General features: G+C 61.7%; 25 protein-coding genes and 1 pseudogene. 17 read left to right on the plus strand and 9 right to left on the minus strand.

The genetic code is table 11. The features are described from left to right. Positions 1 to 30: 30 nt before the first annotated feature. From DL237_RS12020 to DL237_RS12080, 14 genes and pseudogenes are all read left to right on the plus strand, one after another. Positions 31 to 585, plus strand: coding sequence for a GNAT family N-acetyltransferase (locus DL237_RS12020; RefSeq protein ID WP_119399298.1), 555 nt, complete (start codon positions 31 to 33; stop codon positions 583 to 585). Continuing rightward, positions 582 to 1,127 (plus strand): GNAT family N-acetyltransferase, encoded by a 546-nt coding sequence (locus tag DL237_RS12025; protein ID WP_119399299.1) that lies wholly within the window; start codon positions 582 to 584, stop codon positions 1,125 to 1,127. Before DL237_RS12020 ends, DL237_RS12025 begins: the two co-directional genes overlap by 4 nt. After that, entirely contained in the window at positions 1,124 to 1,738 is a 615-nt protein-coding gene (locus DL237_RS12030) for a GNAT family N-acetyltransferase (protein ID WP_119399300.1), read from the plus strand. The genes DL237_RS12025 and DL237_RS12030 overlap by 4 nt, the downstream gene beginning before the upstream one ends. After that, on the plus strand, positions 1,731 to 2,069 hold the full coding sequence (locus tag DL237_RS12035) for a chorismate mutase (protein ID WP_233544973.1): 339 nt from the start codon (positions 1,731 to 1,733) through the stop codon (positions 2,067 to 2,069). The genes DL237_RS12030 and DL237_RS12035 overlap by 8 nt, the downstream gene beginning before the upstream one ends. Positions 2,070 to 2,150: 81 nt before the next feature. Beyond that, on the plus strand, positions 2,151 to 2,525 hold the full coding sequence (gene rpsP, locus DL237_RS12040; RefSeq protein ID WP_119399302.1) for a 30S ribosomal protein S16: 375 nt from the start codon (positions 2,151 to 2,153) through the stop codon (positions 2,523 to 2,525). A gap of 74 nt (positions 2,526 to 2,599) precedes the next feature. Beyond that, positions 2,600 to 2,740, plus strand: a complete 141-nt coding sequence (locus DL237_RS20585; protein WP_158585630.1) for a hypothetical protein — start codon at positions 2,600 to 2,602, stop codon at positions 2,738 to 2,740. A gap of 146 nt (positions 2,741 to 2,886) precedes the next feature. Further along, positions 2,887 to 3,408 carry a ribosome maturation factor RimM gene (rimM, locus tag DL237_RS12045; protein WP_119399303.1) on the plus strand — a complete coding sequence of 174 codons (522 nt, stop codon included), beginning with the start codon at positions 2,887 to 2,889 and terminating at the stop codon, positions 3,406 to 3,408. Position 3,409: 1 nt separating this feature from the next. Further along, entirely contained in the window at positions 3,410 to 4,234 is an 825-nt protein-coding gene (locus tag DL237_RS12050; protein WP_119399304.1) for a hypothetical protein, read from the plus strand. 55 nt (positions 4,235 to 4,289) lie between these two features. Further along, positions 4,290 to 5,054: pseudogene (gene trmD / locus DL237_RS12055) on the plus strand (tRNA (guanosine(37)-N1)-methyltransferase TrmD); the annotation flags it as partial. A gap of 613 nt (positions 5,055 to 5,667) precedes the next feature. Further along, the gene (rplS, locus tag DL237_RS12060; protein WP_119399306.1) at positions 5,668 to 6,045 is read left to right on the plus strand and encodes a 50S ribosomal protein L19; all 378 of its coding nucleotides are present in this window, start codon (positions 5,668 to 5,670) and stop codon (positions 6,043 to 6,045) included. A gap of 11 nt (positions 6,046 to 6,056) precedes the next feature. Then, the gene (gene rpmE, locus DL237_RS12065) at positions 6,057 to 6,278 is read left to right on the plus strand and encodes a 50S ribosomal protein L31 (RefSeq protein ID WP_119399307.1); all 222 of its coding nucleotides are present in this window, start codon (positions 6,057 to 6,059) and stop codon (positions 6,276 to 6,278) included. Between the two features lie 222 nt (positions 6,279 to 6,500). Beyond that, complete coding sequence (locus DL237_RS12070; protein WP_233544974.1) at positions 6,501 to 7,703, plus strand: APC family permease; 1,203 nt, start codon at positions 6,501 to 6,503, stop codon at positions 7,701 to 7,703. A 323-nt stretch (positions 7,704 to 8,026) separates the two neighbouring features. Next, positions 8,027 to 8,836 carry a division plane positioning ATPase MipZ gene (locus DL237_RS12075; RefSeq protein ID WP_119399308.1) on the plus strand — a complete coding sequence of 270 codons (810 nt, stop codon included), beginning with the start codon at positions 8,027 to 8,029 and terminating at the stop codon, positions 8,834 to 8,836. 54 nt (positions 8,837 to 8,890) lie between these two features. Further along, positions 8,891 to 9,424, plus strand: coding sequence for a DinB family protein (locus DL237_RS12080; protein WP_119399309.1), 534 nt, complete (start codon positions 8,891 to 8,893; stop codon positions 9,422 to 9,424). Here the strand turns inward: DL237_RS12080 and DL237_RS12085 are convergent. The 3 genes from DL237_RS12085 to DL237_RS12095 are packed head-to-tail and all read right to left on the minus strand — an operon-like array spanning position 9,421 to position 11,482. Beyond that, positions 9,421 to 10,230, minus strand: coding sequence for a metal ABC transporter permease (locus DL237_RS12085; RefSeq protein WP_119399310.1), 810 nt, complete (start codon positions 10,228 to 10,230; stop codon positions 9,421 to 9,423). The two genes, DL237_RS12080 and DL237_RS12085, sit on opposite strands and share 4 nt — an antisense overlap. Continuing rightward, on the minus strand, positions 10,227 to 11,003 hold the full coding sequence (locus DL237_RS12090; RefSeq protein WP_119399311.1) for an ATP-binding cassette domain-containing protein: 777 nt from the start codon (positions 11,001 to 11,003) through the stop codon (positions 10,227 to 10,229). Before DL237_RS12090 ends, DL237_RS12085 begins: the two co-directional genes overlap by 4 nt. Then, positions 11,000 to 11,482, minus strand: coding sequence for a transcriptional repressor (locus DL237_RS12095; RefSeq protein ID WP_119399312.1), 483 nt, complete (start codon positions 11,480 to 11,482; stop codon positions 11,000 to 11,002). The genes DL237_RS12090 and DL237_RS12095 overlap by 4 nt, the downstream gene beginning before the upstream one ends. A 95-nt stretch (positions 11,483 to 11,577) precedes the next feature. Between DL237_RS12095 and DL237_RS12100 the strand changes: the two genes are divergently transcribed. Continuing rightward, entirely contained in the window at positions 11,578 to 12,588 is a 1,011-nt protein-coding gene (locus DL237_RS12100; protein ID WP_119399313.1) for a zinc ABC transporter substrate-binding protein, read from the plus strand. On the opposite strand, the gene DL237_RS12105 is transcribed toward DL237_RS12100, so the two are convergent. Next, on the minus strand, positions 12,585 to 13,253 hold the full coding sequence (locus DL237_RS12105; protein ID WP_147405343.1) for a hypothetical protein: 669 nt from the start codon (positions 13,251 to 13,253) through the stop codon (positions 12,585 to 12,587). The genes DL237_RS12100 and DL237_RS12105 overlap by 4 nt on opposite strands. A 293-nt stretch (positions 13,254 to 13,546) precedes the next feature. On the opposite strand from DL237_RS12105, the gene DL237_RS12110 reads away from it, so the two are divergent. Beyond that, the gene (locus DL237_RS12110; protein WP_407691907.1) at positions 13,547 to 16,372 is read left to right on the plus strand and encodes a chemotaxis protein CheB; all 2,826 of its coding nucleotides are present in this window, start codon (positions 13,547 to 13,549) and stop codon (positions 16,370 to 16,372) included. A gap of 115 nt (positions 16,373 to 16,487) precedes the next feature. On the opposite strand, the gene DL237_RS12115 is transcribed toward DL237_RS12110, so the two are convergent. From DL237_RS12115 to ectA, 4 genes are all read right to left on the minus strand, one after another. Beyond that, positions 16,488 to 17,918 (minus strand): aspartate kinase, encoded by a 1,431-nt coding sequence (locus DL237_RS12115; protein ID WP_119399315.1) that lies wholly within the window; start codon positions 17,916 to 17,918, stop codon positions 16,488 to 16,490. 86 nt (positions 17,919 to 18,004) lie between these two features. Beyond that, a complete protein-coding gene (locus DL237_RS12120; RefSeq protein WP_119399316.1) occupies positions 18,005 to 18,403 on the minus strand; it encodes an ectoine synthase in 399 nt (132 codons plus the stop codon). A gap of 4 nt (positions 18,404 to 18,407) precedes the next feature. After that, positions 18,408 to 19,694 (minus strand): diaminobutyrate--2-oxoglutarate transaminase, encoded by a 1,287-nt coding sequence (ectB, locus tag DL237_RS12125; protein ID WP_119399317.1) that lies wholly within the window; start codon positions 19,692 to 19,694, stop codon positions 18,408 to 18,410. A gap of 51 nt (positions 19,695 to 19,745) precedes the next feature. Continuing rightward, positions 19,746 to 20,282: a diaminobutyrate acetyltransferase gene (gene ectA / locus DL237_RS12130; protein WP_119399318.1), complete on the minus strand. Its 537-nt coding sequence runs from the start codon at positions 20,280 to 20,282 to the stop codon at positions 19,746 to 19,748. A 239-nt stretch (positions 20,283 to 20,521) separates the two neighbouring features. Between ectA and DL237_RS12135 the strand changes: the two genes are divergently transcribed. Next, positions 20,522 to 21,001: a MarR family winged helix-turn-helix transcriptional regulator gene (locus tag DL237_RS12135; protein ID WP_119399319.1), complete on the plus strand. Its 480-nt coding sequence runs from the start codon at positions 20,522 to 20,524 to the stop codon at positions 20,999 to 21,001. 59 nt (positions 21,002 to 21,060) lie between these two features. On the opposite strand, the gene DL237_RS12140 is transcribed toward DL237_RS12135, so the two are convergent. Further along, complete coding sequence (locus tag DL237_RS12140; protein WP_119399320.1) at positions 21,061 to 21,570, minus strand: acyloxyacyl hydrolase; 510 nt, start codon at positions 21,568 to 21,570, stop codon at positions 21,061 to 21,063. Positions 21,571 to 22,363 lie beyond the last annotated feature (793 nt).

Genomic DNA, 22,363 nt, shown 5'->3' on the forward strand with positions numbered 1-22,363 from the left:
CCCTGACCAGACGAAAGCCCCACCGCACAGATGATCGCCAAAAGCCCCACCCATCCGGTCCTTGAGACCGCGCGTCTGCGCCTGGTGTCCCCCGCGGCACCGGGGTTTGACGCGGTGGGCGCGTATCTGATGCCCGGCGCGCGACGCTTCGTCGATCAGCACCCCGATGAAGAGGCCGCCTGGTGGTCCATCGCCACCATCATCGGCCATTGGCACCTGCGCGGCTACGGCCACTTCGCCGTGATCGAAAAGGAAACCGGCCTGAACTGCGGCCTCGTCGGCCCCTGGTTTCCGCGCGGCTGGCCCGAACCCGAACTGTCGTGGCAGCTGCTTGACGGGGCCGAGGGCAAGGGCATCGCCACCGAAGCCGCGCGCTGCGTCCTCGACTGGCTGTTCCAGGACAAGGGGTGGGCCTCCTGTGTCTCGCTCGTCGATCCGGAAAATGACCGCTCGACCGCCATGGTGGAACGCCTCGGCGCGCGCCCCGAGGGCATGTTCAGCCATCAGATGACCGGCGATCTGCGCATCTGGCGGCATGTCCCGAAAACCGCGCCCGGCCGCAAACTGCTTGAGGGGCTGGCATGACCGTTCAGATCCCCACCCTGACAAGCGAACGCCTGACCCTGCGCGGTCCCGACGCCCGCGACATCGACGCGCTGTCGGCGTTCTACGCGTCCGACAGGTCGCGCTTTGTCGGCGGCCCGATGAACCGCGAACAGACCTGGCGCCAGCTTGCCACCGAAATCGGCCACTGGACCCTGCGCGGCTATGGCCGCTGGATGGTCGACCTGACCGCCACCGGTGCGACCGTCGGCATGGTCGGCCTGTGGAACCCCGAAGGCTGGCCCGAACCCGAAATCGGCTGGGACCTGATGAACGGCCATGAGGGGCACGGCTACGCCACCGAAGCCGCCCTGACCGCGCGCGCCTATGCCTACGACGTGCTGGGCTGGTCCACCGCGATCAGCCTGGTCAAGCCGGGCAACGACGGTTCGGCCCATGTCGCGCTGCGGCTTGGTGCGCGGATGGACGGCGAATACAGCCATGTCCGCTTCGGCCACCTCGACATCTATCGCCACCCGGCCCCGGCCGATCTGGTGAACGGCGGAGCGGAGGCCTACGCATGACCGCATTCACCGCCCGCGACATCCCCGTGCTGGAAACGGAACGCCTGATCCTGCGCGGCCCGCAGCCGCAGGATTACCCCGATTTCCGCGCCACGTTCAGCTCCTACCGCTCGCGCTTCATGGGCGGGCCGCTGAATCCCTATGAAACCTGGATGCTCTATGCGGCCGAAATCGGTCATTGGCAGATCCGGGGCTACGGTATGTGGATGATGCACGACAAGGCGAGCAACAAGCCCCTGGGAATGGCAGGCGGCTGGAACCCCGCCAGCTGGCCCGAAGCGGAACTGGCCTGGATCATCTGGCCTGAAACCGCCGGCAAGGGCTATGCCCTCGAAGGCACCAACGCCGCGCGCGATTATTTCTACGATCAGCTTGGCTGGGACGGGGTGGTCAGCTACCTCGACCCCAAGAACCTCGCCTCGATCCGCCTGGCCGAACGCCTCGGCGCGCAAAAGGACACCCAGGCGCAAACCGTCGACGGCAACGATGTCTGCTATCGTCACCCCAGCCGGTCCGACCTGAAAGACAGCCAGATTGCCGACGGGATCGCGATGGAGCTGCGCTCCTATCAAGACCCTCTGTTCCAGCCGAAAGGATATGCCCTTGACTGATAAGGTCACACCCCTTGCGCCAGATGCCGATGCGGCAAACGATCCGGTCACCCGCGCCGCGGAGCTGCTGAAAGAGCACCGCTCCAGCATCGACCGGCTGGACGCCATCCTCGTCTACACGCTGGGCGAGCGGTTCAAGCACACGCAATCCGTTGGAAAGCTGAAGGCCGAACATGACCTTCCCGCCTCCGACCCCGACCGCGAGGCGATCCAGATCGCCCGCCTCGAAGAGCTTGCGAAAGAGGCGGACCTCGACCCCGCTTTCGCCAGGAAATTCCTGAATTTCATCATTCAGGAGGTGATCCGGCATCACCGGCAACACCAATCCTGAGGGCCGCTAGGACGCGATCCTCACCACGACTGAACGGCGGCAAAGCCCGTCAAACCAACGCCATCTAAAGGAGATACCCCCATGGCCATGAAAATTCGTCTCGCCCGCGGCGGCTCGAAAAAACGCCCCTTCTACCGGATCGTCGCAACGGATTCCCGTATGCCCCGTGATGGCCGCTTCATCGAAAAACTGGGCACCTACAACCCGCTGCTGGCAAAAGACAGCGAAGAGCGGATCAAGATGGACGTCGAACGCGTGCAATACTGGCTGGCCCAAGGCGCCCAGCCGACCGACCGCGTTGCCCGCTTCCTCGAAGCTGCCGGCCTGACCGAGAAGAAAAACCGCAGCAACCCGAAAAAAGGCACCCCCGGCAAAGCCGCAGCCGAGCGCGCTGAATCCAAGGCCGCCAAGGCTGCCGAAGCCTCCGCCGCGACCGAAGAAGCTGCCGCAGAATAATGCAGCAGCCATATCCCGCCATGCCTGCGGTGCCCTGCGCATCGCCTCGGCGTGGCGGGATGTGACCCCCGCCCATGCCCTTTCTGTTTCGTCCCGTCCGTCTGGTCCTGCTGCTTGGCGCCGCTTTCGTGGCCGGCATGTTGTACGAACACGACCGACAGGCGCAAAACTGTCTGGAAAAGGCGGACCTTCTGGCAGATGTTATCTGTCACTAGGCTGGATCTGACGCTAGACCGGATCTGACACTGGGCCGGATCTGACACTGGGCGACGCCAATCGCCCGCCAGCGTCGGCACGCGCCGGCCAGCCCGCCCTGACCCGCAGGGGCCCGGCGGGACCACGAACACGGAAAGGCGCCAAGGTGAGCGACACGACCCGCGAAAACGAACTCGTCTGCGTCGGTGCAATTGCCGGGGCCTTTGGCGTGCGCGGAGAGGTGCGGCTGAAAAGCTTTTGCGCCGATCCGGCCGCGATCATCGACTATGCCCCCCTCAGCACCGAAGACGGCAGCCGCACCTTCTCGGTTGACCTGACCCGCAGCATCACCAACGGTTTCGCGGCCATCCTCTCCGGGGTCGACACCAAGGAACAGGCTGATGCGCTCAAGGGTCTGCGCCTCTATGCCCCGCGCGACCGCCTCCCGGCGCTGCCGGAGGACGAATATTATCATGCCGACCTGATTGGTCTGCTGGTGGTGGATACCGGCGGCACCGAACTGGGGCGCGTCAAGGCCGTGATGGATCACGGCGCGGGCGACCTGCTGGAAATCACCGGCGCTGGCATCACCGGTTCCATCCTGTTGCCTTTCACGATGGACGCCGTCCCGACGGTCGATATCGAGGCCGGCCGCATCGTCGCCGACCCGCCCGAAGGTCTGTTCTGACATGCCGCCCCGCCTGATCGTCCACGCGGGGTTTCACAAGACCGGAACCTCTTCGGTGCAGCAGATGCTGCGCGACGGTCAGGCCGCGCTGCGCCCGGCGCTGCGCATCCTGACGAAACGCGACATGCCCGCCATGTGTGAAGCCGCCCGCGCCTATGCCCAGGCGCCCGGCGATGTAGAGCTGGCATTTTTCGGCTATGAGACAGCCCGGATCCTCGAAACCCTGGATGTGGACGACCCCCGCTGCATCTTGATGTCGAGCGAGGATCTCTCAGGTCATATTCCCGGTCGGCGCGGGCGTGTCGGCTATCCGGCGGCGCCGCGCCTGATGGCGCGATTGCTGGACACTGTCCGTGCCCTCTGGGGCGCGGCACCCGAGGTGGTATTCTATTTTTCGACCCGCGGGGCGCACGACTGGATGCGCAGTTGTCACACCCAGCACCTGCGCGCCACGCGAATGCGCGATGACCTTGCCAGCTACTGCGCCTGGCAGGCGCCCCATGCGAACCTCGACGCGGCTGTTGCCGCCGTCGCCGGCGCCGTGCCCGGCACCCGCGTCGCGCATCGCGCCCTGGAACAGACGCGCGACATGCCGCAGGGGCCGCTGACGCCGCTCCTCGACCTGGCCGACGTGCCGCAGCCCCTGCGGGCCGCTCTGCCGCCGCCCGCCGTGGCAAACGCGTCGCTGCCCGAACCGCTGCGCGCACAGCTGCGCCTGCTCAACCGCGAGATCGAGGACGACACCGAGCTGCGCCGCCGCAAACGGGCGTTGATTGCCGCCGCGCATCACGGCAGAAGCAGCCGGGACACCCCCGGCACGCAGTGACCCCCCGTCCGCTGTTGACCCGGCCCCGCCCTCCGGACAGGAAAAGGAACCGCCCATGGCCCTGAAATCGCACGGACGCAAGAGTATCACCGTCAGCGCCAAACCGCGCGACCTGATGGAGGAACAGCACCTCTCCGGGGTGTGGTCGGCGCAGGTGATCACCCTGCTGCCGCAGGCCTTTCCTGGAATTCTGGGGGAAAGCCTGACCGGCAAGGCGCTGCGCGACGGGCTGTGGCAATTGTCGACCATCAATCTGCGCGACTATGGCCTGGGCAAGCACCTGAATGTCGATGACACGCCCGCAGGGGGCGGCGCCGGCATGGTGCTGCGCCCCGACGTCATGGGCAGCGCGATCGACCAGGCCATCGCCCAGTCGCGCGGGCGCACGCCGTTGATCTATCTCAGCCCGCGCGGCCGACGGTTCGATCAGCAGATGGCGCGCAACCTGTCGCGCGCGGATGGCATGACGCTGATCTGCGGCCGTTTCGAGGGGCTGGATGAACGGGTGCTGGAGCACTACGGCGTCATGGAGGTCTCGCTCGGCGATTTCGTCATGACCGGCGGAGAGCTGGCCGCCCAGGCGATGATCGACGCCACCGTGCGGTTGCTGCCGGGTGTACTGGGCAATGCCGAATCGGCCGTCGAGGAGAGTTTTTCCAACGGCCTGCTGGAGCATCCCCAATACACCAAGCCCGCCGAATGGCGCGACCGGGCCATTCCCGATGTGCTGATGTCGGGCCACCACGGCGAAATCGCCAAGTGGCGCCAGATGATGAGCGAAGCGGTCACCCGCGCCCGCCGCCCCGACCTGTGGTCGGCCGCCCGCGCGGGGTTGCTGGACGATGCCGTGGCCGGGGTGCACGACGCCGCCAGTCTGAGCGCCTTCCTGAAACGCCACGGTGCGGACGAGGCCACCGGACCGGCGCTGCTGGCCCTGCTCGAGACACGGGGCGGCGACATCGCGCTGCCCAACAACCCCTGGCAGGCGGCGGCGCAATTGTTCTGGCTGGCGATGCGGCCCTAACGGCGCGGGACGACGGGGGCGTCTGCCCCCTCTGGGCCATCCGGCCCATTCACCCCCGAGGGTATTTCGGGCCAGATGAGCGAGCCGGACGTCAAAGGCGCACAACGCGGGCTCCGAGGGCCCGTGCGGGCCAACGCGGGCCAGTGCGGGCTTGTGGGATTGGGAAAAATGCCGTAAGAGCGGCGCGTCCGGGGCCGGAATCGGCCAACCGGACCTGTTCGCCGTGACCATGCGTGAGAGCTTCTTCGCCTCGTGCGGTCGGGAGGGCAGCCAGACAAGAGAATGTTGACCTGTACCTCCGGCGGGCTGCCCCATGACCCTGTTCATGCAGGCGGGACCCGATGAAGACGCGGAGCTCTGAGGCGCAAATGACCTTCGCGGACCAACCGTGAGCATATAGGAGAACGCGATGAACCTGATCGCACAGCTGGAAGCGGAGCAGATTGCTGCGCTTGGGAAGACCATTCCCGATTTCAAAGCCGGTGACACCATCCGTGTCGGCTTCAAAGTGACCGAAGGCACCCGTTCGCGCGTGCAGAACTATGAAGGCGTCTGCATCAGCCGCAAGAATGGTGCTGGCATTGCCGGGTCCTTTACCGTTCGCAAGATTTCCTTTGGTGAAGGCGTGGAACGCGTGTTCCCGCTGCACTCGACCAACATCGAGTCCATCGAAGTCGTGCGCCGTGGCCGCGTTCGTCGCGCCAAGCTGTACTACCTGCGTTCGCGTCGCGGCAAATCCGCACGTATCGCAGAGGTCACCAACTACAAACCCAAAGCCCAGGCATAAGGAGAGACGTCATGAAAGCGGATACCCATCCCGAATACCACATGATCGACGTCAAGATGACCGATGGCACGATCATCAAGATGCGCTCCACCTGGGGCAAGGAAGGCGACGTGCTGTCGCTGGATATCGACCCGACCGTGCACCCGGCATGGACCGGTGGCTCCTCGCGCCTGATGGACGCGGGCGGCCGCGTGTCGAAGTTCAAGAACAAATACGCCGGCCTGGGTTTCTGAGACCCCACCCCCCCGGAAGATCATCGAACGCCGCGCCCCCCGGGTGCGGCGTTTTTCGTTGGCCGCGAGGGCCGGGAGGGATCTGCCCCCGGATGAAGCCGATCCTGCGGATTTGAGCCCTTGCCGCGTTGCCAAAGCCCGCCCGAAGGCGCACACAGGCCGCCTCGGGAACCCGAGTGAAACTTACCGCGTTGATCACGAAGCGCTTTTTCCGGGACCTACATGACGTCAACCGCCACTGCCTCCCCGCTCATTGCTTCCATTCTGGTTCTTGTCGCCACGGTCATCGCCGGGGGTGCGCTGGCCCTGCCGCAGTTGCGCCTTTGGAAGGTCTGGCGCGCCATGGTGACGCCCCTGGCCTCGATCATCGGGTCGGGCTTTCTTGTCCTGGGGCCGATCCTGGCCGAAGGCTATGGCGCCTATGCCCCGCTGGTCATGGTGCTGCTCTGCCTTGGGGCCTGGGCCTTCGGCTCGGCCATTCGCGCCAACATCAAGCGTATCGGGGACGACAACGATGACCGATCCGGGTACGAGATGGTCGCCTCGGCCACGCTGGCGCTGGCCTATGTCATTTCCGTTGCCTACTACCTGAACCTGTTCGGAGCCTTCGCGGTGCAGGTCTCTCCCTGGCAAAGCCAGTTCGCCGCCCGCATCGTCACCACCGTGATGTTCCTGATCGTCCTGTTCCTGGGCTACGGGCGTGGCTTTACCATGCTGGAGCGCGCCGAGTACCTGACCGTGACGATCAAGCTGGCGATCATCGCCGGACTGGTCGCAGGGCTGGCCTGGTTCTTTTACGGGGCGGCCAGCGACGGCGACCTGTTCATCCCCCCGCTGCACACCGGCGGCTGGCCCGCGATCACCCTGGCCTTTGGCCTGCTGGTCACCGTGCAGGGGTTCGAGACGTCGCGCTATCTGGGCAAGAGCTATGACGCCAGGACGCGCATTGCCTCGATGCGGCTGGCGCAGATCGTCGCGACGGTGATCTATGTCGTCTACGTGATCCTGCTGGTGTTTGCCCATCACGTCCCCGAAGGCGAGCTGAGCGAGACCGCCATCATCGACATGATGAAGGACGTCTCGCCCATCCTGGCGGCCATGCTGATCCTGGCGGCCCTGGCCGCGCAGTTCAGCGCCGCCGTTGCCGACACCGGCGGTTCGGGCGGGCTGCTGGTCGAACTGTCCAAAGGGCGGTTGAGCGCGAAGCAAGGCTACGCCGTGCTCTGCCTGATCGGGATTGCCCTGACATGGACCGCGAACGTTTTCGAAATCATCTCCTATGCCTCGCGCGCGTTCGCGCTGTATTACGCGGCGCAGGCCGGCATCGCCGCACGGCACGCGACGGGCGCGCGGCGCTATGCCTGGGCCGCGCTTGCCGCCCTTGGCCTGGTCATCGCGATTTTCGGACAATCGATCGAGGGCTGACTGGCAGAGGCAAGTCGTGAGAGGGGCCCGCGCCCCCCTCCCCCTTTGCCCGTCCACGTGGCCCCGATCCCCTTTGCGATGCGCCCCAGGTCTGGTCGCGTCTTGCCATGGGCGCTGTGGACACCGCGCCTGCACCGCCTTGTTCCCGTCCAGATACCGTCAGGATACCGACGTTGCGTTTGACGGTTTTCGGATGGATGCGTCACCTTGCGGACACAGAAATCGGCTGACATCCGCGCGGCGCTTTTCCTATGATCAACCCCAACATATAGTGGTGCCAAACTGGGCGCGACAAAGCTCATTAGATCCTTTGGAGAGCACACGTGGCGCATATCATCGTCGTCGGAAACGAAAAGGGCGGGGCCGGAAAATCTACGGTTTCGATGCACGTCGCAACCGGTCTGGCCCGCATGGGGCACCGTGTCGCGTGCCTTGATCTCGACCTGCGACAGCGCACGTTTGCGCGCTATGTCAGCAATCGCTTTGCGACCATGCAGCACGAAAACCTCAACCTTCCCTCGCCCAGCTTTCATGAGCTGCCCGAGGTCGAGGCCGACCAGCTGGCGCCGGGCGAAAACATCATGGATCGCCGCCTGGCCGAGGCCCGCGCCCAACTGGAACCGATCGCGGATTTCATCCTGATCGATTGCCCCGGCTCGCACACGCGGCTTAGCCAGGTGGCGCATTCCATGGCCGATACGCTGATCACGCCGCTGAATGACAGCTTCATCGATTTTGACCTGCTGGCCCGGATTGATGGCGAAGGCGAAAAGATCCTCGGCCCGTCGGTCTATTCCGAAATGGTATGGTCCGCCCGTCAGTTGCGCGCGCGCGCCGGTCTCAGCCCGATCGACTGGGTCGTCCTGCGCAACCGCCTCGGCGCGCAGGCCATGGTCAACAAGCGCAAGATGGAAACCGCCATCGAAACACTGGCCCGCCGTATCGGGTTTCGCGTCGCTCCCGGCTTCAACGAACGGGTGATCTTTCGCGAACTCTTTCCACGTGGCCTGACCCTGCTCGACCTCAAGGATACCGGCGTCACCAGCCTGAACATCTCGAATATCGCCGCCCGGCAGGAACTGCGCGACCTGATCCGCGCGCTGAACCTTCCCGGTGTCGAGGTGAACTTCTGAGGCAGGTGTGCTAAGCTGAACGGGATGCCGAACTTCGCCAGGACACCCCGCGAGATGACTGATATTTCAAAACCTTACCGAATGATGGCGCTGAACAATGCCTGGGCAAACGCCACGCTGTACGGCGCCATGACGCCTATGGAGGCGGCTGTTTTCGCCGCCCCGCGCCCAGGGTTCTTTGCCTCTCTCAAGGCGACGATGAACCACATCCATCAGGTCGACCTCTTCTATATCGATGCGCTTGAGGAAGGTGGCGTGGGCCGGGGTGTCTATGATCGCCCGCTGATCGCCAACGTCGCGGATCTGGCCAGCGCGCAGGCAGAGGCCGACATGCGACTTGCCCGTTTGTGCAGCGCGCTGAGCGCCGCAACCCTGGCCCAGACACGGCAGACGATGCGCCCCGACGGCCCATGTGTCGAGACGGTCGAAGCGCTGTTGCTGCACCTGTTTCAGCACCAGATCCACCATCGGGGTCAGGCGCATGTCCAGCTTCAGGAAGCCGGGGTCAGCCCGCCCCAACTGGATGAGTTCTATCTGGATTTCGACCGCGCACCCTCGGCCGAGGCCTATTTCAACCGCCCCGCCTAGCGCCGCCCAATCCGCCGACCCACCAGGTCGGACAGGCTCGCGGCGATGAACAGAACCGCCGACACACAGACGATCGACGGCCCGGTCGGGGTGTCGAAATGATAGGATGCCTGCAACCCACCCAGAACCGATAGCGCGCCAATTCCCCCTGCAATCAAGGCCATACGCTCCGGGGTCGAGGCAAAGGGGCGCGCCGCCGCCGCCGGTATGATCAACATCGCGGCGATCAGCAGCGCCCCGATCACCTTGATTGCAACGGCCACCACCAGCGCCAGCGCCACGGTCAGCACCAGTTGTTCACGCTTTGGGTCAAGTCCCGCAGCATGTGCCAGATCCGGGTTCAGCGTCGTTGTCAGCAGCGCCGACCAGCGCCAGCGGATCAGCAGCAACACCAGAACCGCACCGCCCCAGATCACGCCAAGATCAGTCTTGCTGACTGCCAGGATGTCCCCGAACAGATAGGCCATCAAGTCGATGCGAACGCCTGACAGGAACGATACCGCGACAAGACCAAAGGCGATCGCCGAATGGGCCAGAACGCCCAGCAACGTATCCATCGCATAGCCGCGCCCCGACAGGCCTGAAATCACTGCTGCCATCGCAAGGGACACCGCCAGAACACCAGCAAAGACAGAGGTTTGAAAGGTCAGCGCCAGTGCGACCCCCAAGATTGCCGCATGTGCCGTCGCATCCCCGAAATAGGCCATGCGCCGCCACACGACCAGGCATCCCAGGGGCGCCGCAGCAATCGCAACCCCGAGCCCCGCCAGGGCAGCGCGAATCAGGAAATCATCCAGAAAAGTCATGATGCAGCCCGGTCCTTGTCGTGTTTGTGGTCGTGACTCTGGGCGTGCCCAGTTCCATGGGCATGGTCATGCGTATGGTTATGTTCGTGCCGGTACAGCGCCAACGCGCCCTGCGTGCCGGTCCCGAACAGGGCACGGTATTCAGGGGCGCTGGCCACGTGTTCCGGCGCGCCTTCGCAGCAGACATGTCCGTTCAGGCAGATCACCCGGTCCGACGCCGCCATGACGACGTGCAATTCGTGGCTGACCATCAGCACGGCACAGCCGAGGTCTCGACGCACGGCCTCGATCTGACGATAGAACGCTGCCGACCCCGGCTGATCCAACCCCTGTGTCGCTTCGTCCAGGATCAACAGGTCAGGGCGGCTCAGCAGGGCGCGGGCCAGCAGGACACGCTGAAATTGTCCCCCTGACAGGCTTGCCATCTGCTGGCTCGACACCCCCTCGGCCCCGGCATGGCTCAGCGCCCGCGCGGCGGCATCGTCACTCACGCGGTCCGGCAGGCTCAGGAAACGGCGCACGGTCAGCGGCAGTGTCGGATCAATATGTAGTTTCTGCGGCACATAGCCGATCCGCAATCCGGCCTTCCGCACCACCTGGCCACCCGTCGGCCTGATGGCCCCGATGATCGTGCGCAGCAGAGTCGACTTGCCCGACCCGTTCGGACCCACGATCGTCAGAATTTCGGCAGAACGCACAGACAGATCAACATGTTGCAGCACGGTCTGCGCCCCCTGGCGAACCGTGACATCCTTAAGTTCGACCAGGCTCATGACGCACGGCCTTCGTGACAATTCGGGCACAACCCCTCGGCCTCGACGACGGCGCGCTCGATGTGAAAACCGGCGCGCGCGGCGGACTGACCCAACATTCCGCGTGCCGGATCAGCCTCGGCCTCGGCCACCTTGTCGCACTTGCGACAGATCAGGAAAGCCGGCGAATGACGTTCGCCCGGATGAGCACAGGCCACAAAAGCGTTCAAACGCTCGATCTTGTGTGCAAATCCATGCTTCACGAGGAAATCCAGCGCGCGATAGGCAACGGGTGGCTGTGACCCCAGCCCCTCTTCCCGCAGCCTATCCAGAATATCATACGCACCAAGGGCACGATGCCCTTGCAGCAGGATTTCCAGCACCCGTCGTCGCACCGGCGTGAACTGAAGCCCCTCGGCCCGGCAATAGGCATCGACCGATGCGACTCCATCACGGATGCAGGCAGTGTGATCATGACTTTCAAATCCCGGCGTGTCCATCACGGCCCCCTTCCACGAAATTTTGTCCTTGATATGTTATATTATACCATCTATCAACCGGAAATCGAGGTTATAATATCACATTGGAGATCGGTATGTTTCGCACTTCCCTACTGACATCGGCCGTGGTGCTGGGCACCGCTTCCGCGGCACTGGCGGACGCCCCCCATGTCACCACCGACATTGCACCCATTCAATCGATCGTGGCACGCGTCATGCAAGGCGTCGGGCAGCCGGATGTCATACTGCCGCCGGGCGCATCCCCCCATGAACATGCGATGAAACCATCCGAGGCCCGCGCCCTTCAGCAGTCAGACGTTGTTTTCTGGGTTGGAGAGGCGCTGACACCATGGCTGGAAAAACCGATCTCCTCGCTAGCCTCGGATGCCACTGCGATTGAACTGATGGCCGTCGAAGGAACCCTGGTTCTGCCTTTCCGCACTGATCTTGCCTTTGGCGCAGGGCAAGACCAAACCGACGCAGATCACGCAGGGGACGTCGACCACGACCACGACCATGACCATGACCATGACCATGACCATGATCATGATCACCAAGACGACCATACCCCCGACCACGCACATTCCCACAGTGGGCAGGATCCGCATATCTGGCTCGATCCGCAAAATGCGATCGTCTGGACACGTTTGATCGCCCGCACGCTGGAGCAGGCCGACCCTGCGAATGCCACGACATATGCAGCCAATGCGGCGGCCGCCGAAGCCGAGTTGTCCACGCTGACGGAGGAGCTTTCAGCAAGGTTAAAGACCGGAAAGGATATTCGGTTCATCACCTTCCACGATGCCTATCAATACTTTGAGCATCGATTCGACGTGCCTGCGACCGGCGCAATTTCGGAAAGTGACGCACGTGCGCCCAGTGCGGCGCGGATGGCCGGCATCCGTGACCTGGTTGCGCAACAGCGGGTGCACTGCATCTTTGCCGAACCGCAGTTCAACACGGGGCTGGTCGATACCGTCTTTGCCGACGCCGGCGTCAAGCTGGCCGTGATCGACCCGTTGGGCACCCAATTCAGCGCAGGACCTGCACTCTATCCCGACCTGATCCGCGACATCGGAGAAAAGATGGCGGCCTGCGGTGGTTAAACGGCGGTGCCGACTCGCTTGAGCGGCGGCGCATCGAAACACCGCGTGGCTGGCCCTGCTTCGGCTGTTTCAGTGCTGACGATCAGTTGCTTCACCAGCTCGGCGTACATGATCAGACTATCGGCCTCCTGCATCAGGCGGCCGGTATGATCTTCGAACGCCCCAACCGTTTGTGGCCTGCGCAAGCCGCTGCGCACACCGGCAACCACGTTCAATGCAGGCAGGACCACGCGATCCAACGCCTGTACCGCCAGATTGCCAACCTGCGACGGTACGGCAGGTTCAACCAGACTTTCGGCGTATTGACGCAGCGCCAATAAGGGCTGGCCGCTGAACGACCCGAACCAAAAGCTCGCCTCGACGCCGCGCGCGATACTGAAGTTCGTGTGAACCCGCAGTTTCTGAAACTTCACCCCCGGCAGGGCCAGCACATAATCCGAATTCGACATCATTTCGCCGCTTCGATTCATCTGCGCCAGCTGCGCCAGCACGTCTTCGGAAATGCTTTCGACCAGAACGGCCTGCAAGGGCGGCAGCTCAGGATAGCTCAGTTTGTGCAGGATCCCCCCCTGAGTGATGTCGACCGAGCGCAAACGCCAAATTTCCGCCTCCTCATCGTAGCCAAGATAGGCGGTGAATTTGAATGTCTCAGTTTGTGCCGTCACGTGTGTCTCCAGGGCCTCAAAGGTTCTTCCCCCAAGCATTTGGCAACAACGGTTAACACTTCATTAATCGCATCTGCGTCAGGATAACTCTATCAACCGGCGCGAGCGGTGATAGGATCGGTGCACGCTTAGGCATGGTCCAAGCAGAACCGGGAAGCGTACGGGATCGCATTCATTGCATTCCCTTGGAGTTTTGGCCGCAGAAAAGCGCAAGCGGAAGGTGGGCAGTGACCAAAGTGAAAGATAGCGAACAAAGCTCGCAAGCAGGCGATACGGATCGGGATTCCCTGCGGATGGTCGGGATCGCCGCTTCGGCTGGCGGACTGGAGGCGGTGTCGCTTCTGGTGCAGAATCTGACAACCTCGGTTCATGCCAGCTACGTCATCGCGCAGCACATGTCGCCGACCCACAAGAGCCTTCTGACCTCATTGATTTCTCGCGGAACCAAGCTGCCGGTCGTCGAGCTGCAAGAAACCGTTATCCCCGAGGCCAGCACGATCTACGTCACGCCACCGAATTCCGATGTGATCATGAAGGATGGCGCCCTGACCCTGGTCGAACCCTTCGGGCACCCCGCGACACCCAAGCCGTCGGCCGACCGCCTGTTTCAGAGCTTGGCGGCCGAATGCGGCGAAAATTCGGTTGCGATCGTGCTCTCCGGAACCGGCAGCGACGGCAGCTACGGCGTGCAGGCGATCCGGGAAGCAGGTGGCATCACGATCGCGCAGGAAGTCGACTCGGCCAAGTACGACGGGATGCCAGCCTCGGCCATCGCCACTGGATGTATCGACCTCAGCCTGACCCCGGAACGTATCGGCCAGCAATTCGAACGCATCCTGTCGCAGCCGCGCAATTTCGATGACCTGAAAGTCATCAGCCAACAACCGACCCGTCTGTCAGACCTTTTGCAGATCCTGCTGGCCCGAACCGGCGTGGATTTTCGCGGCTACAAGGAAAATACCGTCAACCGTCGCATTGCCCGACGGATGAACGCCCTCAGCATCGACACCTACAACGATTACGTCGACCACTGTCGCACCTCGCAGGTCGAGGTTGACGCGCTTTACAAGGATCTGTTGATCTCCGTCACGCGGTTTTTCCGCGACCCACGGCAGTTCGATCAGCTCAAGACCCAGATCGAAGGCCTGGTCGAACATGAGGGCAAACGCCAGCTGCGCGTCTGGGTCACCGGTTGCGCTACGGGCGAAGAAGCCTATTCGATCGCCATTCTCTTTGCCGAGGCCCTTGGTGGCCCGAAGGCGCTGAAAAAAAGCCAGTTGCAGATCTTTGCGACTGATATCGATGAACGCGCGCTCGACGTTGCCCGGCGCGGCGTTTACCCGATCTCTGCCGCACAGGATATTCCATCACATCTGCTGGCCCGGTATTTCGAAATCACCGGGAACGAGCTGCGGGTCTTGCGAGAGTTGCGCGATGTCACGTTGTTCTCACGTCACAACATCTTTCAGGACCCGCCGTTCATCAATCTCGACCTGGTCAGCATCCGCAACTTGCTGATCTACTTCGAAACCGCGTTGCAGGAACGGGTGCTCTACCGCATTCACTATGCTCTGGCGCCAGACGGGTTGCTGTTTTTCGGCACCTCGGAATCCGTCGGGTCAATGGAGGCACATTTCGAGGTTCGCGCCGGTGCGGAAAAGATATTCGGCAAGCGTCGCAGCTCGCGGGTAACAAACTATCGCTTTCCGGATCTGTCTTCGACGTCCCACCGCCACAGCATGATCGAACCGCCAGATGTCGTCGGTGCGCGAAAGGAACGGGACAAGGCGTCTGATGCCATGTTCGATTCACTCGTCAAGGCTGTCGCCCCAAATGGCTTCCTGGCCACGAAACATGGCGATATCCTGCGCGTGATCGGCGACATCTCTCCTTTCATCGAGATCAGCGAACATGGACCGCTTGCCATGACAACCCGGCTGTTGCGCAAGACACTGCGGGACGAGGTGATCAGCCTCATGGCCATCTCTCTCAAGACCAACCGTCAGCGCTCCAGCCGGTGGCACGAATTTGACCTGCCCGACAGCAACCGCCTGCGCTTTCATTGCTTCCCAATTGCGGGGGCCTCGGGCAGTCAGGAAAACTGCCTGATCGCCATCCACACCAAGACAGAGGACAAGCGCGTCCTGGAAAGCACGTCCCTGGACGGAGCGGATCGCGCGTATATCGAACGCATGGAAACCGACATGCGCTCGACCCAGGATGCCCTGCAACAGACAGTCGAGGAGTTGCAGACCACGAACGAGGAACTGCAATCGGTCAACGAGGAAATGCAATCCACCAACGAGGAACTTCAGGCCACCAACGAAGAGCTCGAGACCTCGAACGAGGAAATGCAATCGGCCAACGAAGAGCTGATCACTGTCAACGAGGAGCTTCAGATCAACTCGGCTGAATTGCAGGCCGTGCTCGCCGATCTCGACGCCATTCTCAAGGATAGCCCGTTCATCATCCTTGCCGTCGATCCAGCTCTTATGGTGCGGCGCGCCTCGGATCTTGCCCGCAAGTTCTTCAAGATCGACGAAATCCCCTCGACTGGTCTCCACCTGTCGCAACTCACGATCCCGGAAGGTTTTCCCAATCTCAGCCGTCCCGCTGCCGAAGTGTTCAACCTGCGCCAGACACAGGAATTCATGATCGACACGGAAGGCGCGAACTATCGACTTTCGCTCGCGCCCTACAGCGATGCCAAACTCGACCTCTCCGGCCTGACGATTTCGGTACTGGACCGGGAACTGGCCTCGATCAAGGAGGTCACGCAGCTGATCAACAACATCACCGGGCTGGCACAATGGCGTTATGTGATCCAGACCGACATGTTCACCTGGTCACCCGAAACACGGCAGCTGTATGGTCTGGGCGAAACCGATGACCTGCCTGTGACGCTGGAAACCACCTGCGACAGCTACATCCAGAGTGACCACGATACCGTGCGCGCCAAGTTCGAGAGTGCAATCTTGACCGGCAAGGCGTTCGCTTATGACGCCTCTATTGCCTTGCCCGACGGCACACCCCGCCGTGTTCGCGCCAAAGGGTCTGTCCTGCGTGATGGCCAGGGCGAACCCGCCTATATCCTCGGGACGATCAGCCCGATAGACTGACCGGCCAGCAGGCTGCCAGGCGCGTATATCGCTGGCACGAAAAAGCCGCGCGCTAGACCGTATCGACGGCCCGGCGCGCGGCTCCCCCTCCCCCAAGGGGCTTCTTTCGTGGGTCTCAGGCGGCCTTTAGGCGCGCCGAGGCTTCTTCCACGAATTGCTTGTGCAGCAAGCGGATCGCATCATCTTCCTGGTCTTGTGCAACCATGTACTGCACGTCAACGCTTCCGGGCAAATGCTGCACCGCCAGCGTCTTGACGCCACCGCTGCGAAGTGCCGTCAGGCCATGCTCTGTCACATCAAGCCCGGCGAGGTCGCGGCCGATGACCGAGACAAGCGCCATGCGGTTGACCTTGATCCTTGCGTTCGGAAACGACTGCTGCACATCCCGTTCGACCCGACGCATCGCCTTGAGTGGTGCATCGAGATAATGCGTGATCGTGTTGGCGTTCGTCGCCTTCGACACGATGCGTACCTTGTGGCGCGTCAACACATCCAGAATGCCCTGATCATACCCCTTCACACCGACCATATCCTGTTCGAACACCTCAAGCGCCGCGACGCCCAGGCCGGTCACGATTTCGACCGAGGCTTCCTCGGCTTCGGTGTCATCGATAAGGGTGCCAGGATCATTCGGCTCGAACGCATTGGCGACCCTGAGCGGAATCCCCGCCTTGCGCAACGTCTTGGCAGCCTTGGGGTGGATTGCTTCCATGCCCATGTTCGACAGCTGATCGGCCACATCATAGTTGGTGTGGCCCAATTTGCGCACGGCGTCCGCGCCGACAAGATTGGGATCGGCAGACGACAGGTGAAATTCCTTGTGGATGATAGCCTCGGCCGCGCCGGTATATGCAGCGATGTTGGAAAATGTGACCTCGGAATAACCCCGGTCGAATTCCCGCATCAGGCCTTCGGTACATTGCGCATAACCAGTGACGATCGGCAGCTCAGTCTCCAGATCGACGCCATCCAACGCTCGCGCGATCCGTTCCTGCAGGTTCAGGACGCTTTCGTCGCGCCACCCGCTCAGATCCACGTACCGTGCGTTGACACCGGCGCGCTGCAACATGCGCGTCGTCACGAACGCCGAATGGCTTTCGCCCAGACCCGACAGCAGTTCGCGGATATCCATCATGTGATCGGACAAGCGGAAATGGCCATACGAACACAGCCGCTGCAAATCGAACAGGCAAGAGCGTGCCCCCTCAATCCGCTCACGCACGAACTCGTCCGCAGCCACGACGTCGGCAGGGTGCTCAAGCACGGTGTTGTGCGCATCCCGCATCCCGTCGGCCACCTGCGTAAGCGCATCCAGCCAGCCATGTGCGTTGTCGTCGTTGGAAAACAGGCCGTAAACGCCAGGCGTCCCGGATTTCTTGTGCTCAAGAAGCAGATTGGTGATGCCACCAAAGGCCGAAACGACAAAGATGCGACCGTAGAGGTCGGCACCCGTCCGCTCGCCGATCAGCAACGTATCACGCAACTCGTGCACCTTGCTCATCGAGGTGCCACCAATTTTTTCGACGGTATGTCTGGAAAATGTCACTGTCTGGTCTCCCGGCACAACGGGCCGGGCTCCTGTATTTTGTCTGTCACGGGCGAATGGCCGGCACTTCTGCCGACCATATGACCTCAGGCCAGCTCTTCAGCGGCTGCGTAGGAGCCGTCTTCGCGGTGCACCTCGGTGCCGGTCACAGGCGGGTTGAAACAGCAGGCCATGACCAGCTCTTCGTAAGCCACGACAGTGTGCTTGTCATGCTCATCCAAGGCATACATCACGCCCGGCTTGATCTCATGCGTCTCGCCCGTGGCGAGGTCGGTGATCCGGCCCGTGCCCTGCATGCAATAGACGCTTTCGAAGTGGTTCTTGTAATGGAACGTATGTTCCGAGCCCGCTTCCAGGAACGTAATGTGGAATGAGAAGCCCATCCCGTCGTTCGCCAACAGCATCCGGACTGACGTCCACTTGGCATCCGAGGTCACCCGGTCTTTTTCGCTTTTAACGATCTCGTTGAAATCACGTACAATCATGGTGTTACTCCGCTGCAATCTTGTTGGTGCTCTGCGAGGCGGCTGCCTCCAACAGAATCTTAAGTCCCGAACGGAAAGTTTCCACGGGAGTGGTCAGCGGCGCCAGTACCTTGACCACTTCGTCATCGGCCCCAGAGGTTTCGATGATCAGGCCGTTGCGGAAACACTCCGCACAAATAGCGCCCGCCAACTCTCCCGAACCGACGTCGACACCTTGCATCATGCCACGACCCTTGAGCTTGGCACCCGGAATTTCCTTGGCCAGGGCGTGCATCGCCTCGGTCAGGATACCTGCTTTCGTGGCGATCTCTTTCTGAAAGGAATCGTCACTCCAGAATTTCTCAATCGCGACGCGGGCGGTGACAAAGGCATGGGTGTTACCGCGGAACGTTCCGTTATGCTCGGCCGGCTTCCAGATATCCAACTCGGGCTTCAACAGCAGCGCAGCAAACGGAAGGCCCATGCCCGACAGCGACTTGGCCATCGGGATCAGGTCCGGCTCGATACCCATCTCTTCGAAGGAGAAGAATGTACCGGTGCGGCCCGTACCCGCCTGGATGTCATCGACAATCAGCAGCGCGCCGTGTTGCTTGGCGATGCGGGCGATCCCGCGCATCCACTCGGCGCTCGCGGCATTCAGACCACCTTCGCCCTGCACGGGCTCAAGCAGGAACGCCGCAGGGGCGTCGATACCCGAGCTGTCGTTGCTCAGCATGGTTTCGATGATCGACAGCGTGTCGACATCTTCGCCCAAGGCACCCTCATAGGGCATACGGGTGATGCCTTGCAGGGGCATCCCGCCACCTGCGCGTTTGCCGGAATTGCCGGTGGCAGCCAACGCGCCCATGGTCATCCCATGAAATCCGTTGGTAAACGCGATGATATTGGTCCGGCCTGTCACCTTGCGGGCCAGCTTCATAGCGGCCTCGACGGCATTGGTGCCGGTGGGGCCGGTCATCATCACCTTGTGATCCATGTTCCGCGGCTTGAGGATCTTTTCCTCGAATGCCGTCAGAAAGGCGGCCTTGGAATCCGTGTACATGTCCAGGCCGTGCGAAATTCCATCGTTGCTGATGTGATCGATCAGCGCGGCCTTCATGTCGGGATCATTGTGACCGTAGTTGAGCGACGAACACCCAGCCAGGAAATCAATATAGGTACGTCCGTCGGAATCGGTCATTTCCGACCCGGTGGCGGAGGTGAATACGGTGTCAAAGTTGCGGCAGTAGCTGCGCGCCTCGGACTCACGCCGTTCAAAAACAGCTTTTTGGGCAGACTTATCAGTCGGCATGTCAGGGTTTCCTTGATGTCTATTAGGGGGAGGTTGATCGCGCAGTGCGGATCAGGCGGCCTTGCGCACGCCCGTCTCACGCAGCTTGATCGTGACCATATGTTCGGTATCGTGATGACCGCCAAAATGGTCTTTCCGCTCGAAATGCGGCTCATGGGTCAGTTCGCCGCCCATGCGGCTGGCAAAGCGCCGGAACAGCGCCCAAGACGCGTCGTTGTCCAGCGTGATCGTGGTTTGCAGTCGGGTCACGTCTGATGCAACGTCGCGGTTGATCAGGTGCGACAACATTTTGCCGCCCAGGCCCATGCCACGGGCATCAGGCGAAACGGCAACCTGCCACACGAATATCGCGTCGGGGTCGCTGGGAACCATGTGGCCCGACACCCAACCAACGACGCCATGTTCGGGCGTCTCTGCGATCACGCAGGTGTCGGCGAAGTGGTCGCACTGCACGAGGTTGCAATACATCGAATTCTCATCAAGTGGCTTGCACGCGCGAATGAGCTGCCAGATGGCCTCTCCATCCTCACGCGTGGGTTTGCGCAAAGTAAGTGTTGTCGATTGTATAGTTCCGCTTCCGTCGAGCATGGGTCCTGCACTCTTGTTGCTTCGACACTCTAAATAACGCGGTAGGGATATATTTCAACTGTACTAAGTACTTTTTCGGCAAATAAGCAGGTTGTTGGAGCATTTGCCCCTTGAAAACTTAGGTCACAGCGCCCTTTTTACTTAGCATGAGACAGCAAAAATATACAGCTATGCAAAGAATTGCCATTCACCCCAAGCGGTGCGACGATGCCACGGACATTGGTTTGGGACGACTGGATATGGATCGCACGGATATCAGCCTGATTGCCTTGCGGCGCATTTTGCGCGCCACTGAGCTTTTCGGCAAAGAGCTGGCCCAGGCGGCAGGCCTCAGCCCGGTTCAGTTCCGCGTGCTGCAACTGATCGCAGAGAAGGGCATAAGTACCCCCAAGGCGATCTCAGTCCAGATGGGTGTAACCCAGGCCACGGTGACAGCGCTGCTGGACAAGCTCGAAAAGCAGGGCGTGCTCAAACGCGAGCGCAGCCAGGTGGACCGGCGGCAGATGAATATCGTGGTAACCGACAAGGGTTTTCAGACACTTGCCGATGCGCCTGATCCACTGCAGCAAAGATACGTGCGCAAATTCGAAGCCCTCAAGGACTGGGAAAAGGCACAGCTTATAGCCTCACTCGAAAAAGTGGCGGCGATGCTGGATGCACATGAACTTGATGCATCTCCCCTCCTCGATGTGGGTGATATAAAGCGTCACCATCAATGAGGAGTTGGCGTTCGGCTTATCCGCTTCACGCCGTATGTCGTAATAGCAGCGTGTCCCGCTCAGTTCAGCGGGAATGAGATTCTGAACTGAAGCGTCTCCAGACCCGGGTTGACCGAAGACAGATCCGCGTTGGAGCGATGGTCATACGACACCCCGTATCGGATGCCATTATACGCCTCGAAACCGATTTCGACGCCAGACCTGAATTCGATCGTGCTGCCGAGGTCAGGGCCATCTCCACGTGCGTAGACACCTGGCATCAGGTGCAACTGCATGTACGCCCTGTCAAAGTGCGTCGTCCAGGTCGCACCAGCCCCAGCCCAGGCCGTTCCATCGCCCGAGAGTGACGCGCCGATTGCCGGTTGGAAGGGCCCATAGTTTGTCGGAAGATCGTACCGCAAATACATTTCCCGATCGACTTGGTCTTCCTGGTACATCACATCGCCAAAACTCAACGCCAACCTGCTCTCGCTCGCCTCAGGCGCCAGGCACCCCTGCTCCGGGCAGTGATTGACGCCCATGTCCGTCAAGCCGGCAATGAGAAATAGAACCGCGAAAGTGCCATCCATACTGATGCTCCCTAGTGTCTTTCGCTTGTTAACTCAGGCATCACGCGTTGTCATGCTATTGATTTCAAACAGCTCATGTGCCCGAGTGAATTGTGCGATCCGATCGCGCTCCGCTGTCCATCCGTCGGAAGTGGGTGCGGCTTGATAAGCGGTATGAAATTTGGCCCCGCGCAGTCTATCCTCCTCTGCATTGTGACTTTTGCCATCCCTCGCCCCGTTCGCCTTGTCATTCGGTGGCTAGAAGAGATCACTCGGTGATAATTTAAATTATCGCTTCGCAGCAGCAGGCGAGTGACGTGGCGGCGCGAGGTTCCGTCTCAGAGTTTGCGGTATTTTTCGCACAAAGAAGCTCGCGGATTTCACGAACGCGCTCCGCCTACTCATGCCCGGCTTTTGGCTCGCTTCAATCTCGCTCACACCATGCCATTTCACTTTTCGGAACGCGTGCGTTTTTGGCGGGCGTTGTTGCGTGTCTTCTTGTGTTGGCGTCGCATCGGCAGCCCCGGCGAGCCGCCCCCCGCGCTTGCTCTGAGGACCGGTATTTTCTGCGTTTGTCTTTTTTTGGCGTGTTCTGCGGTTGTGGGTGTATCGCTGGCGGCGCGCGCGAGGCGGCTGTGAGCGCGTTGTGAGGATGTCAGCTGCTTGGGCTGGCCCACCGTGCACCGGGGGATCGCGATCGTGGCGCGGGACGATGCGCGCTGACGTTGCCTCCAGGAGCTAATCCAGTTTGAGATAGACTCTGGCCCCACCGAAAGGACCAGAGATGAAACGCAGCAGATTTACCGAAGACCAG

The organism is Pseudooceanicola sediminis (genome assembly GCF_003575965.1).
Taxonomy (GTDB): Bacteria; Pseudomonadota; Alphaproteobacteria; order Rhodobacterales; family Rhodobacteraceae; genus Pseudooceanicola; species Pseudooceanicola sediminis.

Excerpts from the sequence above, each read along its gene's own strand:
- ectB (WP_119399317.1), bottom strand. The coding sequence starts at position 19,694 with ATGCCGACTGATAAGTCTGCCCAAAAAGCTGTTTTTGAACGGCGTGAG.
- DL237_RS12050 (WP_119399304.1), top strand. The coding sequence starts at position 3,410 with ATGCCGCCCCGCCTGATCGTCCACGCGGGGTTTCACAAGACCGGAACC.
- rplS (WP_119399306.1), top strand. The coding sequence starts at position 5,668 with ATGAACCTGATCGCACAGCTGGAAGCGGAGCAGATTGCTGCGCTTGGG.
- DL237_RS12095 (WP_119399312.1), bottom strand. The coding sequence starts at position 11,482 with ATGGACACGCCGGGATTTGAAAGTCATGATCACACTGCCTGCATCCGT.
- DL237_RS12135 (WP_119399319.1), top strand. The coding sequence starts at position 20,522 with ATGGATCGCACGGATATCAGCCTGATTGCCTTGCGGCGCATTTTGCGC.
- DL237_RS12110 (WP_407691907.1), top strand. The coding sequence starts at position 13,547 with ATGGTCGGGATCGCCGCTTCGGCTGGCGGACTGGAGGCGGTGTCGCTT.
- DL237_RS12030 (WP_119399300.1), top strand. The coding sequence starts at position 1,124 with ATGACCGCATTCACCGCCCGCGACATCCCCGTGCTGGAAACGGAACGC.
- rpsP (WP_119399302.1), top strand. The coding sequence starts at position 2,151 with ATGGCCATGAAAATTCGTCTCGCCCGCGGCGGCTCGAAAAAACGCCCC.
- DL237_RS12070 (WP_233544974.1), top strand. The coding sequence starts at position 6,501 with ATGACGTCAACCGCCACTGCCTCCCCGCTCATTGCTTCCATTCTGGTT.
- DL237_RS12020 (WP_119399298.1), top strand. The coding sequence starts at position 31 with ATGATCGCCAAAAGCCCCACCCATCCGGTCCTTGAGACCGCGCGTCTG.
- DL237_RS12140 (WP_119399320.1), bottom strand. The coding sequence starts at position 21,570 with ATGGATGGCACTTTCGCGGTTCTATTTCTCATTGCCGGCTTGACGGAC.
- ectA (WP_119399318.1), bottom strand. The coding sequence starts at position 20,282 with ATGCTCGACGGAAGCGGAACTATACAATCGACAACACTTACTTTGCGC.
- rpmE (WP_119399307.1), top strand. The coding sequence starts at position 6,057 with ATGAAAGCGGATACCCATCCCGAATACCACATGATCGACGTCAAGATG.
- DL237_RS12100 (WP_119399313.1), top strand. The coding sequence starts at position 11,578 with ATGTTTCGCACTTCCCTACTGACATCGGCCGTGGTGCTGGGCACCGCT.
- DL237_RS12120 (WP_119399316.1), bottom strand. The coding sequence starts at position 18,403 with ATGATTGTACGTGATTTCAACGAGATCGTTAAAAGCGAAAAAGACCGG.
- DL237_RS12090 (WP_119399311.1), bottom strand. The coding sequence starts at position 11,003 with ATGAGCCTGGTCGAACTTAAGGATGTCACGGTTCGCCAGGGGGCGCAG.
- DL237_RS12080 (WP_119399309.1), top strand. The coding sequence starts at position 8,891 with ATGACTGATATTTCAAAACCTTACCGAATGATGGCGCTGAACAATGCC.
- DL237_RS20585 (WP_158585630.1), top strand. The coding sequence starts at position 2,600 with ATGCCCTTTCTGTTTCGTCCCGTCCGTCTGGTCCTGCTGCTTGGCGCC.
- DL237_RS12025 (WP_119399299.1), top strand. The coding sequence starts at position 582 with ATGACCGTTCAGATCCCCACCCTGACAAGCGAACGCCTGACCCTGCGC.
- DL237_RS12085 (WP_119399310.1), bottom strand. The coding sequence starts at position 10,230 with ATGACTTTTCTGGATGATTTCCTGATTCGCGCTGCCCTGGCGGGGCTC.